General features: G+C 74.0%; 13 protein-coding genes. 7 read left to right on the forward strand and 6 right to left on the reverse strand.

Annotation, left to right across the window (positions count from 1 at the left end; translation table 11 throughout):
- The first annotated feature begins 34 nt into the window (after positions 1-34).
- Entirely contained in the window at positions 35-1,270 is a 1,236-nt protein-coding gene (locus ABD671_RS21200; protein WP_344735500.1) for a glycosyltransferase 87 family protein, read from the forward strand.
- On the opposite strand, the gene ABD671_RS21205 is transcribed toward ABD671_RS21200, so the two are convergent.
- Entirely contained in the window at positions 1,168-1,815 is a 648-nt protein-coding gene (locus ABD671_RS21205; protein WP_344735501.1) for a TetR/AcrR family transcriptional regulator, read from the reverse strand. The two genes, ABD671_RS21200 and ABD671_RS21205, sit on opposite strands and share 103 nt — an antisense overlap.
- Before the next feature lie 101 nt (positions 1,816-1,916).
- On the opposite strand from ABD671_RS21205, the gene ABD671_RS21210 reads away from it, so the two are divergent.
- Positions 1,917-3,563 carry a M28 family peptidase gene (locus tag ABD671_RS21210; protein ID WP_344735502.1) on the forward strand — a complete coding sequence of 549 codons (1,647 nt, stop codon included), beginning with the start codon at positions 1,917-1,919 and terminating at the stop codon, positions 3,561-3,563.
- A gap of 31 nt (positions 3,564-3,594) precedes the next feature.
- Positions 3,595-4,803 (forward strand): lipase family protein, encoded by a 1,209-nt coding sequence (locus ABD671_RS21215; RefSeq protein ID WP_344735503.1) that lies wholly within the window; start codon positions 3,595-3,597, stop codon positions 4,801-4,803.
- A 526-nt stretch (positions 4,804-5,329) separates the two neighbouring features.
- Here the strand turns inward: ABD671_RS21215 and ABD671_RS21220 are convergent.
- From ABD671_RS21220 to ABD671_RS21235, 4 genes are all read right to left on the reverse strand, one after another.
- Complete coding sequence (locus ABD671_RS21220; RefSeq protein WP_344735505.1) at positions 5,330-6,172, reverse strand: undecaprenyl-diphosphate phosphatase; 843 nt, start codon at positions 6,170-6,172, stop codon at positions 5,330-5,332.
- 67 nt (positions 6,173-6,239) lie between these two features.
- Positions 6,240-6,905: a phosphatase PAP2 family protein gene (locus ABD671_RS21225; RefSeq protein ID WP_344735507.1), complete on the reverse strand. Its 666-nt coding sequence runs from the start codon at positions 6,903-6,905 to the stop codon at positions 6,240-6,242.
- Between the two features lie 52 nt (positions 6,906-6,957).
- Positions 6,958-7,707, reverse strand: a complete 750-nt coding sequence (locus ABD671_RS21230; RefSeq protein ID WP_344735508.1) for an SDR family NAD(P)-dependent oxidoreductase — start codon at positions 7,705-7,707, stop codon at positions 6,958-6,960.
- 55 nt (positions 7,708-7,762) lie between these two features.
- Entirely contained in the window at positions 7,763-8,914 is a 1,152-nt protein-coding gene (locus tag ABD671_RS21235) for an acyl-CoA dehydrogenase family protein (protein ID WP_344735509.1), read from the reverse strand.
- An 84-nt stretch (positions 8,915-8,998) separates the two neighbouring features.
- Between ABD671_RS21235 and ABD671_RS21240 the strand changes: the two genes are divergently transcribed.
- The 4 genes from ABD671_RS21240 to ABD671_RS21255 are packed head-to-tail and all read left to right on the forward strand — an operon-like array spanning position 8,999 to position 13,026.
- Complete coding sequence (locus tag ABD671_RS21240) at positions 8,999-9,592, forward strand: TetR/AcrR family transcriptional regulator (RefSeq protein ID WP_344735510.1); 594 nt, start codon at positions 8,999-9,001, stop codon at positions 9,590-9,592.
- A complete protein-coding gene (locus ABD671_RS21245; RefSeq protein ID WP_344735512.1) occupies positions 9,589-10,521 on the forward strand; it encodes a hypothetical protein in 933 nt (310 codons plus the stop codon). Before ABD671_RS21240 ends, ABD671_RS21245 begins: the two co-directional genes overlap by 4 nt.
- Before the next feature lie 28 nt (positions 10,522-10,549).
- Positions 10,550-12,352, forward strand: coding sequence for a hypothetical protein (locus ABD671_RS21250; RefSeq protein ID WP_344735513.1), 1,803 nt, complete (start codon positions 10,550-10,552; stop codon positions 12,350-12,352).
- Complete coding sequence (locus ABD671_RS21255) at positions 12,349-13,026, forward strand: SseB family protein (RefSeq protein ID WP_344735514.1); 678 nt, start codon at positions 12,349-12,351, stop codon at positions 13,024-13,026. The genes ABD671_RS21250 and ABD671_RS21255 overlap by 4 nt, the downstream gene beginning before the upstream one ends.
- A gap of 22 nt (positions 13,027-13,048) precedes the next feature.
- On the opposite strand, the gene ABD671_RS21260 is transcribed toward ABD671_RS21255, so the two are convergent.
- The gene (locus ABD671_RS21260; protein ID WP_344735515.1) at positions 13,049-13,816 is read right to left on the reverse strand and encodes an SDR family NAD(P)-dependent oxidoreductase; all 768 of its coding nucleotides are present in this window, start codon (positions 13,814-13,816) and stop codon (positions 13,049-13,051) included.
- Positions 13,817-13,891 lie beyond the last annotated feature (75 nt).

The following is a 13,891-nucleotide window of genomic DNA, read 5'->3' on the forward strand; positions in this document are numbered from 1 at the left end:
GTGTCGGCCCTCCGGGCGGCCTAGCCTCGGGCCGGTGATCGCCCGCCTCCGGTCCGACCGCGCCCTCGGGGCGCTCCTGCTCGTCACGGCCGGTGTGGCCGCCGTCGCCGCATGGCGCTGGAACTGGTTCCTCGATCTGCAGGTCTATCGCATGGGCGGGTCGGCGCTGACCGACGGCCGGCTCTACACCGCCCGGTACCCCATCGCCGACCTCCCTTTCACCTACCCGCCCTTCGCGGCGCTGGTGATGACGCCGCTGGCGGTGCTGCCCTGGCCGCTCGCCGCGGGCCTGTGGGCGGCGGTGAGCGCGCTCGCGCTGGCGATCGTGGTCGAGGTGGTGCGGGAGCGGTGCGCGCCGGCCGAGGGATGGCTGCGCCGGACGCCGCTGTGGGTGCTGGTCGCGGCGATGGTGCCGCTCCAGCCGGTCTGGTCGACCTTCTCCTTCGGCCAGATCAACCTCGTGCTCATGGCGCTGGTGGTTCTCGACGTGCTCGGCCCCCAGCGCCGCTGGTCGGGGGTGCTCGTCGGGGTCGCGGCCGGCATCAAGCTCACCCCGCTCTTCCTCATCGCGTTCCTGGTGGTGATCGGCCGGCGGCGCCCGGCCGTGATCGCGGCCCTCTCCGCGGCGGGCACCGTGCTCGGCGCGACCGTGCTCCTTCCGCGCCAGTCCTGGGACTACTGGACCGTCGTCCTGTTCGATCCGGGACGCATCGGCGCACCCGAGTACGCAGGCAACCAGTCGCTGGCGGGTCTGCTGCCGCGCCTGCTCGGCCACGATGCGCCGTCCTCGCTGTGGTTGGCGGTCGCGGCGCCGATCGGCGTGATCGCCCTGCTGATGGCCCGGCGCGTGTGGCGGCAGGGGGACGGCGGGGACGGCCTCGCGCAGGTGCTGGGGCTGTGCGTCGCCGCGATCGGGATGCTGCTGTGCTCTCCGATCAGCTGGGACCACCACTGGGTCTGGCTGGTCCCGGTGCTGCTCGGACTGCTCGCGGGCGGCGAGCGGCGCCGGCTCGTGACGGCGGCCGTCCTGATCGCGGTGCTGGCCTCGCGTGCGATCTGGTGGGCGCCGTTCCGTGACGGCAGGGAGTTCGCCTGGACCCCATGGGACCAGGTGTCGGGCAACGCCTACGTGTGGGCGGGGCTCGTCGTCCTGGCGGTCGCCGCGGTTCAGACGAGCGGCCGCTCGAGCAGCTCGGCGACCCAGCGCGCGGCGGAGTCGAGCAGGTCGAGCGGGTCGCCGCCGTCGTCCATGCGGTCGCAGGCCAGCTGACGCGTGGCGTAGACGCACGCGAGGTAGGCGTCGACCGGCACCGCCTCGGCGCCCGGCCACCACTCGTCGCGGCGCTGCTTGATGACCACCGCCATCGCCGTGAGCGCGGCGCGCCGCCGTTCGCGGGCGGGCCGGCCCAGGGCGTCCATCTCGACCTGGAACGCCCGGCCGACGACCGGGTCGTCGCTGAGCGTGCCGAGGTAGGCGCCGATGACGTCGCGCACGAGCCGCTGCCAGTCGGTGCGCTCGGCGATCGCGGCGACCATGCGGTCGGTGAGCACGGCGATGAAGCGGTCGTAGGCGGCGTGGAAGCAGGCGTCCTTGTCCTCGAAGCAGGCGTAGAAGGACGCGCGGGAGACCGCGGCGTGGGCGCTGATCTCGCGGACGCCGACCGCGCGGGCGCCCTGGTCGGCCACCAGTTCGGTGGCCGCGATCATGAGCCGCTCGCGCTGGCGTTCCAACGCCTCCTCGCGGTCGACCGCGTGCCGACCCCGGGGCAGCGGTTCGGGCGTGGTGAAGAAGACGCCCTCGCGGATGCGGTCCATGGGGTCATCCTCCCGGTCGGGTGGTCGTGGGTCGCGGCGCCGGTCCAGACCGCAGGAACTCCAACGTAACAAATGTTTCTGTCGTGTGTGACGATGGCCACATGTCCGTGCTCCCCTCGTCCACCTCCCGCCTCGGCGCTCGCGCCCTCATCGCGGGCGCGGCCGTCCTCGCGCTGCTCGTCCCCGGCGTCCACCCCGCCGCCGCCGAACGGCCGAGCCCGATCGCGCGGCTGACGGCGGCGCCCACCCAGGTGAAGCCGACGACCCCGCCGCGCCCGCGTCGCCAGGACCTGCTGCCGAGCAACCGCGAGATCTTCTCCACCGTGCGCGACCTCGTCGGGTTCGCCCCGCGCATCACCGGCAGCCCCGGCGGACGCCGGACGGCGGCCTACGTGGCCGATCGCTTCCGGCGGGCCGGGCTCAGCGACGTCCACTACGAGAAGGCCCCGGCCTACTGGTGGCGCAGTTCGGACGCCGACCTGCGCATCGACGGCAAGCGGATCCCCGCGACGCCGATCCGGCACTCCCTCATCGCCGGGTTCGACAAGGAGAGCCACCGCACCCTCGGCCCGAAGGGGCTCACGGCCCCCATCGTCGACATCGGGGCGACGCTGCCCAACGCCACCGACGTCGAGGGCAAGATCGTCGTCTTCGACCTGAAGTTCCTCATGCCGCTGGCGGTGGTCGCCCTCGCCTCGGAGTTCCTGTGGGACCCCGACGGCCAGCTCCTCGACCCCGAGGCGCTGCTCGGTGCGAACCCCTACATGACCAACTACGGCACCGTCATGCCGCAGATCATCGCGGGCGGCGCGGTGGGCGCGATCGGGGTGCTCTCGGACTACTTCGAGTCCGACGACTACCACAACGAGTCCTACCGCCAGGTCGAGATGAAGCTCCCCGGGTTCTGGGTCAGCCCGGCCACCGGCGCGAAGCTGCGCGCCTCACTCGCCTCGGACTCCCAGGCGACGATGCACCTGACCACCGACCGCACCCGCGTCGTCGGTCGCACCGTCGTCGGTCTCCTGCCGGGACGCACGAAGGACACGATCATGGTGCAGTCGCACCACGACTCCCAGGGTCCCGGTGCCGTCGAGGACGGCACCGGTGCCTCGGAGGTGATCGCGCTGGCCGACTATTACGGGGCGTTGGCCCGCACACCGGGCTACGAGAAGCCCGAGAAGACGCTGATGTTCGCGACCTTCGACACCCACTTCACGGGCTATCAGAACCACGGCGCGTTCGCCCGCAAGTACGTGCTCGCCGACGACCCGCCGCTGCACATCGTCGCCAACGCCACCATCGAGCACATCGGGTTGCAGGCCAAGAGGAACGCCGACGGCTCCCTGCGGGTGCTCGATCGGCCCGAGCCCTCCGGCATCTTCGAGAACCTGGGCCTCGGCCTCAAGGCGGTGATGGCCGGCGGGCTGGTGCAGAACGACATCCGCGGCACCGCCCTGCTCGACGCCGTCCCGATGCAGACCTCGGTGGGCGTGCCGACCGACGCCAACTGGGCCGTGCTCTCCCAGATCCCGACCGCGAGCATGATCTCCGGGCCCGCCTACATGTACGACGACGCCGACACTCTCGACAAGGTCGACGTCGACCGGCTGGCGCCCGTGGCGCGGCTGTTCGTGCAGATCGTCGATGCGATGCAGGCGACGCCGAGCGACCTCATCGGCATCGTGCCGCCGCCGGTCGCCGACGTCATCCGGCAGATCCTCGTGCTGCTCCTCTTCGGAGGCGCGTGACGTGGCGGGCCGGCTGCGGCGGGGGATCCGGATGCTGGGGAGCGTCGGGTTCCGCTGCTCGATCGCGGTGCTGCTGATCCTCCTCTCGATCACCGGCACCGTGCCCGAGCCCCTCGCGTCCCCGGCCCACCACCGCAAGGCCGGCCCCGGGACGACGGTCCGCGTCAGCGCGGCGCGGTCGGACGCCGTCGTCCCGGCGGCCGGTCGGGCGGAGGTCATCACCTACCGGATGCGCTCGGTGAGCGGCCGCGTCGTCGCGGCGACCGGTCTGATGCTGCTGCCGCGCACGGCTGCGCCGGTGGGCGGCTGGCCGTTCGTGGTCTACAACCACGTGACGACCGGCGCTGCCGACAGCTGCGCGCCCAGCCGCGTGCGCCCCACGAGCGAGGCGCACGAGCTGATGACGCGCGGCGACGCGATCGCCACCCGCCTGCTCGACGCCGGTGTCGCCGTGTTGCGGCCTGACTTCGAGGGCATCGGCGCGCCGGGCCCGCACCCCTATCTCATCGGTCGCTCCCTGGCCCGCTCGGTCGTCGACCTCGTCTCGGCTGCGCGTCGGGCCGAGCCCCGGCTGGGTCGCGACTGGGTGGTCGCCGGCCATTCCGAGGGCGGTGTCGGCGCCTTGTGGACGGCGTCCGCCGGCCAGGCCCTCCCCACGGGCACGCACCTGCGGGGTGCGGTGGCCTTCACGCCGGTCACCCGCACCGCCGACGAGCTCGAACTGCTGCGCCACGTGCCGACGGCGGCGGGCGGGATCGGCGGCCTCTCGGCGATCGCCGCGCTCATCATCGGCGGCGCGGCCACCGTCGACCCGGCGCTGGCCCGCTCGTTGCGGCGCGGTGCCCTCAGCCCCGAGGCGGTGCGCCTGCTGCCGCACCTGGAGACGCGCTGCCTGCCCGGCCTCGGGGCGAGCGACTCCTGGGGCGGCCTGGCCCCCGCCGACATCCCCGGCCCCGACGGCGACCGGTTCGTCAGCCGCCTCGAGGCCGTCATGCGCGCCAACGACCCGGCAGCCGTGACCCTGCGCGCCGGCCTCCCGATCCGCATCGACGCCGGCATCCTCGACGCCGTCGCCCCGTTGCCGTTCACCGAGGCGCTGGTCGCGGGCTATCGCGCGCAGGGCGCCGACGTCACCTACGAGCGGTGGCTCGGCGGACACCCCGAGGTCGTCAAGGACGGCTACGCAGCCGGGCCGGCTGTCGCGTGGATGCTGGACCGGCTCGGCGTCGAGGTCAGCTGAAGGCCATGCCGGCGCGACTGATCAGCAGGGCGAGGTGTCGGCGGAGGAGGGGGAGCATGACCGTCTTGTGCACGCTCGGCCGCGCTCCGAAACCCGGCCCTCACCGACGGGTGAGGTCGTGTCGGTGATCAGCGCAGGAGGGCCGCGACGCCCGCGACGATCCCCGCCCAGACCGCGACGTTGACCGAGACCCCGGCGATGGCCAGGCTCAGTCGGCCCACGTCGAGGCCGCTCTCCGAGCCTGCGTCGTCACCTGCGTCGGGGGAGGAGGCGCGGTGACGCGCAGCGTGGTCGGAGGGCTGGGGGAGGACGTCTGTCCACGGTGACAGCATGCTCGGTCAACGCGCCGCGCCGGTCGCTGTTCCGGTCCGGAGGCGGGGGTCTAGCGCAGGCGAATCCCACACCATCCGATCCCGGCACGGCTCCGAACGGCGCCGTGCGGAGGCTCGTCCGTCGCTCGTCCGTCGCTCGTCCGTCGCCCCGCCGTCGTGCCGAAGGAGCCGGGCGTCGCCTCGGAGTCAGCCGGTCAGGACAGCGCGCCCGCGGCGAGCAGTCCGGAGAGGACGACGGCGAGCGCGAGGCGGTAGCCGATGAAGACGGTGAAGCGGTGGTGGGCGACGAACCGCAGCAGCCAGGCGATCACGCCGTAGGCGACGACGAAGGAGACGAGGGTCCCGACCAGGATCGAGCTGATCGGGATGTCGCCGCCGACGGCGTCCTTGAGCTCGTAGAGACCGGCGCCGGTGAGCGCGGGGATCGAGAGGAAGAACGAGACCCGGGTGGCCGCCACGCGGTCGAGCCCGCGCAGCAGGCCGGTGGAGATCGAGGCACCCGAACGGGAGAAGCCCGGGAAGAGCAGCGCGAGGATCTGGCTGGTGCCGATGACCATGCTGTCGGCGAACGTCACCTGGCCCTCGCTGCGGGCGACGCGGCCCGATGCGGCGTCGGCCCGCTCGGCCCACCACATGTACGCCGAGCCCGCGACCAGGGAGGCGACGACCACCCACAGCCCGGCCAGGGGGCCGTCGATCAGCGGCTTGGCGGCCAGGCCGACGACCACGATCGGCACGGTCGCGGCGATCACCCACCACGCGAAGCGGTAGTCGTGGTCGTCGCGGTGCTCGGCGTGGGCGAGGCCGCGGAACCAGGCGCCGACGATGCGGGCGATGTCGCGCAGGAAGTAGACGAGGACGGCGGCGATCGCACCCACCTGGATCACCGCGGTGAAGGCCACCACCGCGGTGTCGTCGGTCTGCAGGCCCAGGATCGACTCCGCGATCTTGAGGTGGGCGGTGGAGGACACGGGGAGGAACTCGGTGAGCCCCTCGACCACGCCGAGCAGCGCCGCGGCGCCGATACCGATCGTCATGGGTCAGCAGGATGCCGCACCGGACCTGACTCCCACCTGACCGGCCGGCCCGGCCGGCCCGCGGCCGTCACGTGCTGATCGGGCTCCTCGGGACGAACGGCGAGATCGTGTCGGCCACGGCCACGATCGCCATGCCCAGCAGCACCCCGCCGACGACGTCGCTGGGGTAGTGGACGCCGAGGAAGAGCCGGTCGGCGGCCACGAGCGCCGTCCACGCGAGGGCGAGCACCCGCACGGCCGCCTGCCCGAGGCGGGCACGGCGTCCGGCGTGTTCCAGGCCGTTCGTGGCGACCCAGGCGATGCCGAGCAGCATGCCGGCGGCGGCCGCGTGACCGGAGGGGAACGACGAGGAGGCGAGCGTCGTGATCGGGTCGTCCCAGACCGGGCGCGGCCGGTCGAGCACCAGCTTGGACGCCGGCGCGATCACCGCCTCGGCGGCCACCACCGCCAGCAGCCACACCGGACGCCGGCGCTCGCCGGTGACCGCCAGGGCGAGGGCGGCCAGCGCGACCGCGATGCGGGTGACCTCGGGGCCCTGCCAGGTCGCGTCGCGCATCCAGAACCTTTCGCGGCCCGGGTCGCCGGCCGTGGCCTCGAAGGTCCACCGCACGACGCGGTGGTCGAGGTCGACCAGCCAGGCCGGCTCGAGCGCCACCAGGGCGGCGACGACGCCGAGCGCGCCCAGCAGGAAGGCCGCGTGGGCGATGGGTGGCAGCCGCCCGGGGGAGATCACCGCACCATCATCGCGGCAGCCCCGCCCCCGACCGCTGCCGCGGGGGCGTCGCTCAGCGCGGCGCCATGCGCAGGGCGCCGTCCATGCGGATGGTCTCGCCGTTGAGGTAGTCGTGCTCGATGATCGAGAGCGCCAGCTGCGCGTACTCCTCGGGCCGGGCGAGCCGCTGCGGGAACGGCACGCCGGCGGCCAGGCCGGCCCGGAACTCCTCGCTCACCGTGGCGAGCATCGGGGTCTCGACGATGCCGGGCGCGATGGTGCACACGCGGATGCCGTACTGCGCGAGGTCGCGGGCGGCCGGCAGGGTGAGTCCGACGACGCCGCCCTTGGAGGAGGCGTAGGCGGCCTGCCCGATCTGGCCGTCGAAGGCGGCGATGGAGGCGGTGTTGACCACGACGCCGCGCTGGCCGTGCTCGTCGGACTCGGTGGCCGCGATCGCCTCGGCGGCCACCGCCATCACGGTGAAGGTGCCGATGAGGTTGACCTCGATGATCTTGCGGTACAGCCCGAGGTCGTGGACGCCCTTCTTGCCCAGCACGCGGGCCGAGGGGCCGATGCCCGCGCAGTTGACGACCGTGCGCAGCACGCCCTGCTCGGTCGCGACGGCGACGGCGCGGCGCACGTCGTCCTCGGAGGTGACGTCGGCGGCGACGTAGGTGACGCCGTCGAGCGCTGGCGCGGCGGAGGTGTCGAGGTCGATGCCGACGACGTGGGCGCCGCGCGCGGCCAAGGCGGCGGCGGTGGCGTTGCCCAGACCGGAGGCGGCGCCGGTGACGATCGCGACGGTGTCCTGCAGCTGCATGGGGGTGTCCTCTGTCCTGCGTGGGGTGGGTGGGGGTTGAGGGATGGGTCGCGGCTCAGCCGCGGGCGAGGTCGCGGCTGATGACCAGGCGCTGGATCTGGTTGGTGCCCTCGAAGATCTGCATCACCTTGGTCTCGCGCATGAACCGCTCGACCGGGAAGTCCTTGGTGTAGCCCGCGCCGCCGAGCACCTGGACGGCGTCCGTGGTGACCTTCATGGCGTTGTCGGTGGCGACCATCTTGGCGATGGAGGCCTCGCGGGAGAACCGGCGGCCGGCGTCCTTGAGGCGGGCGGCGTGCAGGTAGGTGGAGCGGGCGCTGGAGACCGCGGCCTCCATGTCGGCGAGCAGGAACGCCAGGCCCTGGTGCTCGATGACCGGCTTGCCGAACGCCTCGCGCTCCTTGGCGTAGGCCAGCGCGACGTCGAGGGCGCCCTGGGCGACGCCGACCGCGACGGCGGCGATGCCGAGTCGCCCGGAGTCGAGCCCGGCCAGCGCGATCGAGAGCCCCTCGCCCTCGGCGCCGAGGCGGCGCTCGGCCGGGATGCGGACGTCCTCGAAGATGACCGACGCGGTGGTCGAGCTCATCAGGCCCATCTTGTCCTCGGGCTTGGCCGCCGAGAGGCCGGGGCTGTCGGCCGGCACGAGGAAGCAGGTGATGCCCTGGTCGGCGCCGTCGGCGCCCACGAGCCGGGCCATCACCTTGTAGTAGTCGGCCTCGCCGCCGTGGGTGACCCACGCCTTGGTGCCGTTGAGCACGTAGTCGTCGCCGTCGCGGACGGCGCGGGTGCGCATCGCGGCGGGGTCGGAGCCGGCGTGCGCCTCGGAGAGGCAGTAGGCGCCGAGCAGGTCGCCGCCGAGCATCTCGGGCAGCCAGCGCTGCTTCTGCTCCTCGGTGCCGCGCTCGAAGAGCCCGAAGCAGCTGAGCGCGTGCACGCTCACCCCGACGCCGACCGCGGCCCATCCGGCCGCGATCTCCTCGAGCACCTGGAGGTAGACCTCGTAGCTCTGGCCGCCGCCGCCGAGCTCCTCGGGGTAGGGCAGGCCGAGCAGGCCGGCCTCGCCGAGCACGCGGTAGGTCTCGCGCGGGAAGGTGTGGTCGCGCTCGGCCGCGTCGACGTGGGGGCGCAGCTCCTTCTCGACCAGGGTGCGGGTGAGCTCGATGAGGTCGGCGGACTCCTCGGTGGGCATCAGGCGGCTCACGGGCATGGGGCACTCCTCGCTGGGACATCGTCGGGGTACGGCTAACTGTACTCACGTGCGCTCAGAAGTACAGATAGGTAGGGTGGCGTCATGCCCGTCAGCTCCGGACCCACCCGCCGCGGGGCCGCCCGCCGCGCCGAGCTGCTCGACGGGCTCATCGAGGTGATGCTCCGCGAGGGGTTTGCCGGACTCAGCCTCGACGACCTCGCGGCCCGCCTCCAGTGCTCGAAGTCGACGCTCTACGCCGTCGCCGCCAGCAAGGAGCAGCTGATCGCGGCCGCCGTCCGGGAGTTCTTCCGCCGCGCCACCGAGCGGGTCGAGGCGCGGGCCGCCGCCGAGCCCGACGCCACCGAGCGCATCCGCGCCTACCTCGACGCCATCGCCGCCGAGCTCGCCCCGGCCACCCCCACCTTCCTCGCCGACGTCGACGCGTTCGCTCCCACCCGCGAGATCTACGACCGCAACACCAGCGCCGCGGCGGCCCGCGTGGCCGACCTCGTCGCCGCCGCCGCGCGTCCCGGGCGCCCCGTCGACGCCGCCTTCGTCGGCGCCGTCGCTGCCGCAGTCATGCCCGCCATCCAGCACGGCCGCCTCGGCTGGGGCGCGCCCCACGACCACGCCGCCGCCTACTCCGCCCTGGCCGACCTCATCCTCGCCGGTCTCGTCGGGGCGCCGCGACGATGACCGCCGACGCGACCGCGAGCGGGGGAGGCCTCGGCGTCCTGGACGACGTCGTCACCCTGCTGCGCGCCGAGGGACACGAGGTCGTCGTCCGCGCCGACCCGCGCGTCCTGCACGGCGATCCGCCCAGAGGCCGGGTGCGCGGCGGCGTCGGGCGCGGTGCCCTCGAGGCGCTGTGCGATCTCGGCCCGCGGCTGGCGTGGACCTCCGACGGCCGCGGGTGGAGCCTCATCGACCGGCTGACCCGCGCCTCCCTCGACCTCGGTCGGGCCCCGGACGACGACGCGCCGCTGACGCCGCCGGCCTCGCGTCCGGCGGTCGGCTGGCATCCCGACGCCGCGTGGGAGGGGTGGCGCGGCGGCCCTGCGCTCGAGCTCGAGCGGCTCGCCGCGCCGGGCTGGCGGCTGCCGCCCGTCGGCGGGGGAGCCGGCGCCCAGCCGGCCTTCCATCTCGGACACCGCCGCGTCCGCTTCGCCGCAGACGTCACGGCCGAGGAGGGGCTCGCCCTCCTGCTCGCCTCCCTGCGGGGTCTGCTGGAGGCCGACCCCTCCGGTGTCCCGCTCGACCAGTTGCCCGAGCTGGTGCCCGAGCTGGTGCCCGAGCAGGTGCGCGCCGCGGTGCAGCCGCCGTGGTGGACGCCGTCGGCGCGGGCCGCCCGCGCCGGGCTCGCCGACCTGCGCGGCCGCGCGCTGCGCCACGCCGCGTGGCGGCAGCGCTGGGCGCCGGAGGAGATCGCCCGGCACCTCGATCCCGATCGGCGGATCTGGGAGTTCCTCGGTGCCCGGGTCGTCGGGGCGAACGAGCTCGACCTCGCCTGGACCACCCCGTGGCCCGGAGGGCCGCTCGACCTCGTCGTGTGGTTGCTCGACGCCGTGGGTGCCACCGGCTGCGAGGGGCAGGCCGCTCCGCTCGATCCGGTCGCGGAGGATTAGGCCCGGGTCGACGGGGAACGAGGCCCCCATGCGCCCCACCGACTGGCACGAGGTCTTCGGCTTCGACGATCCGACGCCCGGCGATCCCTGGGTGATCCGCAGCGCCGCGTACCGCTTCCGCCAGGTCGGCGAGCGCGCAGCCTCCGCCGAGGGCACCCTGCGTGGCCTCCTCGGCGACCAGGCGATCACCACCTGGATCGGCGAGGCCGGCGAGACGTTCCGCACCCACTCCAGCGACCTGCCGCACCAGCTGCGCCAGGTCGGCGACTCCTACCGCCTCGGCGCCGAGGCTCTCGACTGGTGGGCCGACCGGCTCGAGGAGCATCAGCGCGTCGCCGACCACCAGTTGGTGCTCGGTCGTGAGGCCCGCGACGCCGTCGCGGCGGCCCATGCGCGGCTGGCCGACGCCGACGGCGCCGTGACCACCGCCGCCCTCGCGCCGGCGTTGGCGGCGAGCACCGTGCCGTCGGCGGACGACGTCGCGACCGCCCGCGATCAGCTCCGCTCGGCACAGGACGCCCAGCGCCGCGCCGCGGCCCTCGTCGACGACGCCGAGGCGCGCCTGAGGGCCGCCCGCATGCTGGCCGCCGACGCGGGGGAGGCGCGACGCCGCGACGCCGCGACGACCGCCCGGCGCATCCACGAGGCGGCCGACGCGGGCATCGCGCCCCGCTCGCGCTGGGAGAAGTTCAAGGACGGCGCCGCGAAGGTCTGGCATGCGGTCGTCGCCGTCTGCAAGGTCGTGGTGGCGGTGCTCGCGATCGTGGTGCTCATCATCGGCGGCCCGCTCGCCTGGGTCCTCCTGGCGGCCTCGCTGGTGCTCCTGGCCGATGCGCTCATCCGCTACGCGCAGGGCGAGGGCAGCCTGCTCGACGTCGGGCTGGCGCTGCTCGGATGCATCCCCGGCACCCGTGGCCTCACGACGCTCGGGGAGCTGAGCGCGGCCATGCGCGCCGGTGGAGCCCTCGGCGCTCTCAGTCACGTCGCAGGCGCCGGGAAGAACGCGGTGGTGGCGCTCGCCGCCACCGCGCAGGCGCTGCGCCGTGGTCTGGTGCCGGGGCTGAAGGCGGCCGCCGTCGTCCTGGGTGGGGAGCGCGCGCTCGCGTTCCCTCAGCTGCGCACCACGCTGGTCGAGGCGATGCGCGCCCTCGTCAGCGTCGACCACCAGTTCAGCGGAGTCGCGGCGAAGGCGCGCGCATTCCAGGGGGCCGACTCCTTCCCGGGCAGGGACGTCTTCTCCAACGTCGTCATCGACGCAGGGCAGCGCCTGGAGATGGGGTACCCCGGCGTCAGCGGCTTCGCCGCCCCCGCCGGCAACGCCGCCGCGCACGGTCACTCGGCGAGCGGGGTCTGGGAGGGGCTCCAGGTCGGACCCAACGTCTACGACTACCGGCCCTCGGTCATCACGCTGCAGGTCGAGCGCCCGATCCCCGCGGCCGGGGGGACGACGCTCGCGAACCCGCAGTACGGGGCCGGCGGCACCTACCAGTACTACATCGACCTGCCGAAGGTGATGAACAGCGGTGCGGTCTCGGTGGTGGGCACCCACGGCGATGTGCACCTCCTCACCGGGAATGCCGGCGACATCGAGGGCGTCACCTCGGCGCTGGAGCAGCTGCACACCAATGGCCACCTCCACCTGACCCCGCTCCACGACGCGGGCCACCCGGCACCCGGCATCACCTACCAGGACGAGGTCCGCTACCACCCCGATCAGTTCGCCGCTCCCGATCTCGCCGAGATCGCGATCGGCCGCGACCTCCAGCAGAGTGCACCGCTGGTGCTCGGGGTCGTCCGCGGCGCGGGCCTCGTGGGGGTGGAGACGCGATGAGCGCCGACGACGGCGCGCGGCCGGTCTTCGCGACCCGCTGGGACTTCCTGTTCGGTCGGGTGCTCATCGGCGTCGACCCGGCCACCGCGCAGTTCCACGCGGTGCGTTCGGCGGCAGGCGACCCTCTGCTGGCGATGTACACGAGCGAGGCCTCGGTGGCGGCCGCCGCCATTCCCGAGCGGTTCCGCATCGTCCAGACCGATGTCGCCGGTCGGCTGCTCGAGTTGCCGGAGGGGGTCGGGGTCGCGGTCGATCCCGACACGCCCGGCGGCATGATCGTCGAGCCGGCCTATGCCGCGCAGTTGAAGCCGCTCGCCGCACCGTTCCCGCCCGGCACCCGCTCGGACTTCAAGAACTGGCCGCTGTTCCCCCGCGACCTCGCCACGGCGATCGCCGCGGCTGGACGTTCGTACGCGTTCCTCGATGCCGTCTGGGGGCTGGTCTACACGATCGACGACAGCCCGCCGATCGGTCTGCTGGTCTTCCGCACCACGGCGCCGGAGCCGGAGGCGCGCGACTCGGTCGTCGATGCCCTCGACCGCGCGCTCGCCCAGACCGTCGGCCGGGTCACCGACCTCGGGTTCCCGCTCGTGCGCATCGTCGACCTCGCCGATCTCGCCGCCCCGGTGCGCGAGGCGATCGAGGGGGAACCACCGGTCTACCGGGCCGGGTGAGACCGGCGCCGCAGCGCCGTCCTCAGCGCGACAGCTGCCCGTCGTCCACGCGGACGACGGTGCCGGTGACGCACTCCGAGGCCGGGGAGACCAGGTAGAGCAGGGTCGAGTCGAGCTGCTCGGGCAGGCCGATGCGCTGGCGCGGGAAGGCGCCCGACGGGTCGCCGATGCGGGCGATCATGCCGTCGGTCATCTCCGAGGCGAACACGCCGGGGGCGATGGCGTTGACGTTGATGCGGTGCGCCGACCACTCCACGGCGAGCGCCTCGGTCATCCGGTTCACCGCTGCCTTCGCGGTGGAGTAGAGCGCGGCCGCACCGCCGGTGTAGACGAAGGCGGCCATCGAGGAGATGTTGACGATGCGGCCGGGCCGTCCGGCCTCGATGAGCTTCGCCGCGACACCGGTGGAGAGCAGCCACGGCCCACGCACGTTGGTGTCGAGCACCGTGTCGACGACCTCCAGCGGCATCCGGTGCGCGCGGCGGGCGTCGGGGATGCCCGCGTTGTTGACGAGGATCCCCGGGACGCCGACGCCGCCGGCGCACTCCTCGATCGCCGCGGTGATCGAGGCGGCGTCGGTGACGTCGAGGGCCACCGCGCTCGCGCGGCCGCCGGCGTCCTCGATGCGGCCGACGAGCTCGGCGAGGCGGTCGGTGCGCCGCGCCGCGGCCACCACGTGGGCGCCGTGCGCGGCCAGGAGCTCGGCGAACCGGGCGCCGAGTCCGGAGCTCGCACCGGTGACGAGGGCGATCTCGCCGGCGAGCAGGGTGGGGTCGGGCTGAGCGGTCATGCGGGCCACCCTGCCGCATCGCGCGCGCCGGCGTGGCCGACGCGACATGTCAGGATGCCGTCAAGATCGACCGGA

The organism is Nocardioides fonticola (assembly GCF_039536805.1).
Classification (GTDB): Bacteria; Actinomycetota; Actinomycetes; order Propionibacteriales; family Nocardioidaceae; genus Nocardioides; species Nocardioides fonticola.

What these genes read in the sequence shown, in the direction of transcription:
- ABD671_RS21255 (WP_344735514.1), top strand. Translation starts at nt 12,349, where the DNA reads ATGAGCGCCGACGACGGCGCGCGGCCGGTCTTCGCGACCCGCTGGGAC.
- ABD671_RS21210 (WP_344735502.1), top strand. Translation starts at nt 1,917, where the DNA reads ATGTCCGTGCTCCCCTCGTCCACCTCCCGCCTCGGCGCTCGCGCCCTC.
- ABD671_RS21260 (WP_344735515.1), bottom strand. Translation starts at nt 13,816, where the DNA reads ATGACCGCTCAGCCCGACCCCACCCTGCTCGCCGGCGAGATCGCCCTC.
- ABD671_RS21215 (WP_344735503.1), top strand. Translation starts at nt 3,595, where the DNA reads ATGCTGGGGAGCGTCGGGTTCCGCTGCTCGATCGCGGTGCTGCTGATC.
- ABD671_RS21230 (WP_344735508.1), bottom strand. Translation starts at nt 7,707, where the DNA reads ATGCAGCTGCAGGACACCGTCGCGATCGTCACCGGCGCCGCCTCCGGT.
- ABD671_RS21240 (WP_344735510.1), top strand. Translation starts at nt 8,999, where the DNA reads ATGCCCGTCAGCTCCGGACCCACCCGCCGCGGGGCCGCCCGCCGCGCC.
- ABD671_RS21205 (WP_344735501.1), bottom strand. Translation starts at nt 1,815, where the DNA reads ATGGACCGCATCCGCGAGGGCGTCTTCTTCACCACGCCCGAACCGCTG.
- ABD671_RS21220 (WP_344735505.1), bottom strand. Translation starts at nt 6,172, where the DNA reads ATGACGATCGGTATCGGCGCCGCGGCGCTGCTCGGCGTGGTCGAGGGG.
- ABD671_RS21245 (WP_344735512.1), top strand. Translation starts at nt 9,589, where the DNA reads ATGACCGCCGACGCGACCGCGAGCGGGGGAGGCCTCGGCGTCCTGGAC.
- ABD671_RS21235 (WP_344735509.1), bottom strand. Translation starts at nt 8,914, where the DNA reads ATGCCCGTGAGCCGCCTGATGCCCACCGAGGAGTCCGCCGACCTCATC.
- ABD671_RS21250 (WP_344735513.1), top strand. Translation starts at nt 10,550, where the DNA reads ATGCGCCCCACCGACTGGCACGAGGTCTTCGGCTTCGACGATCCGACG.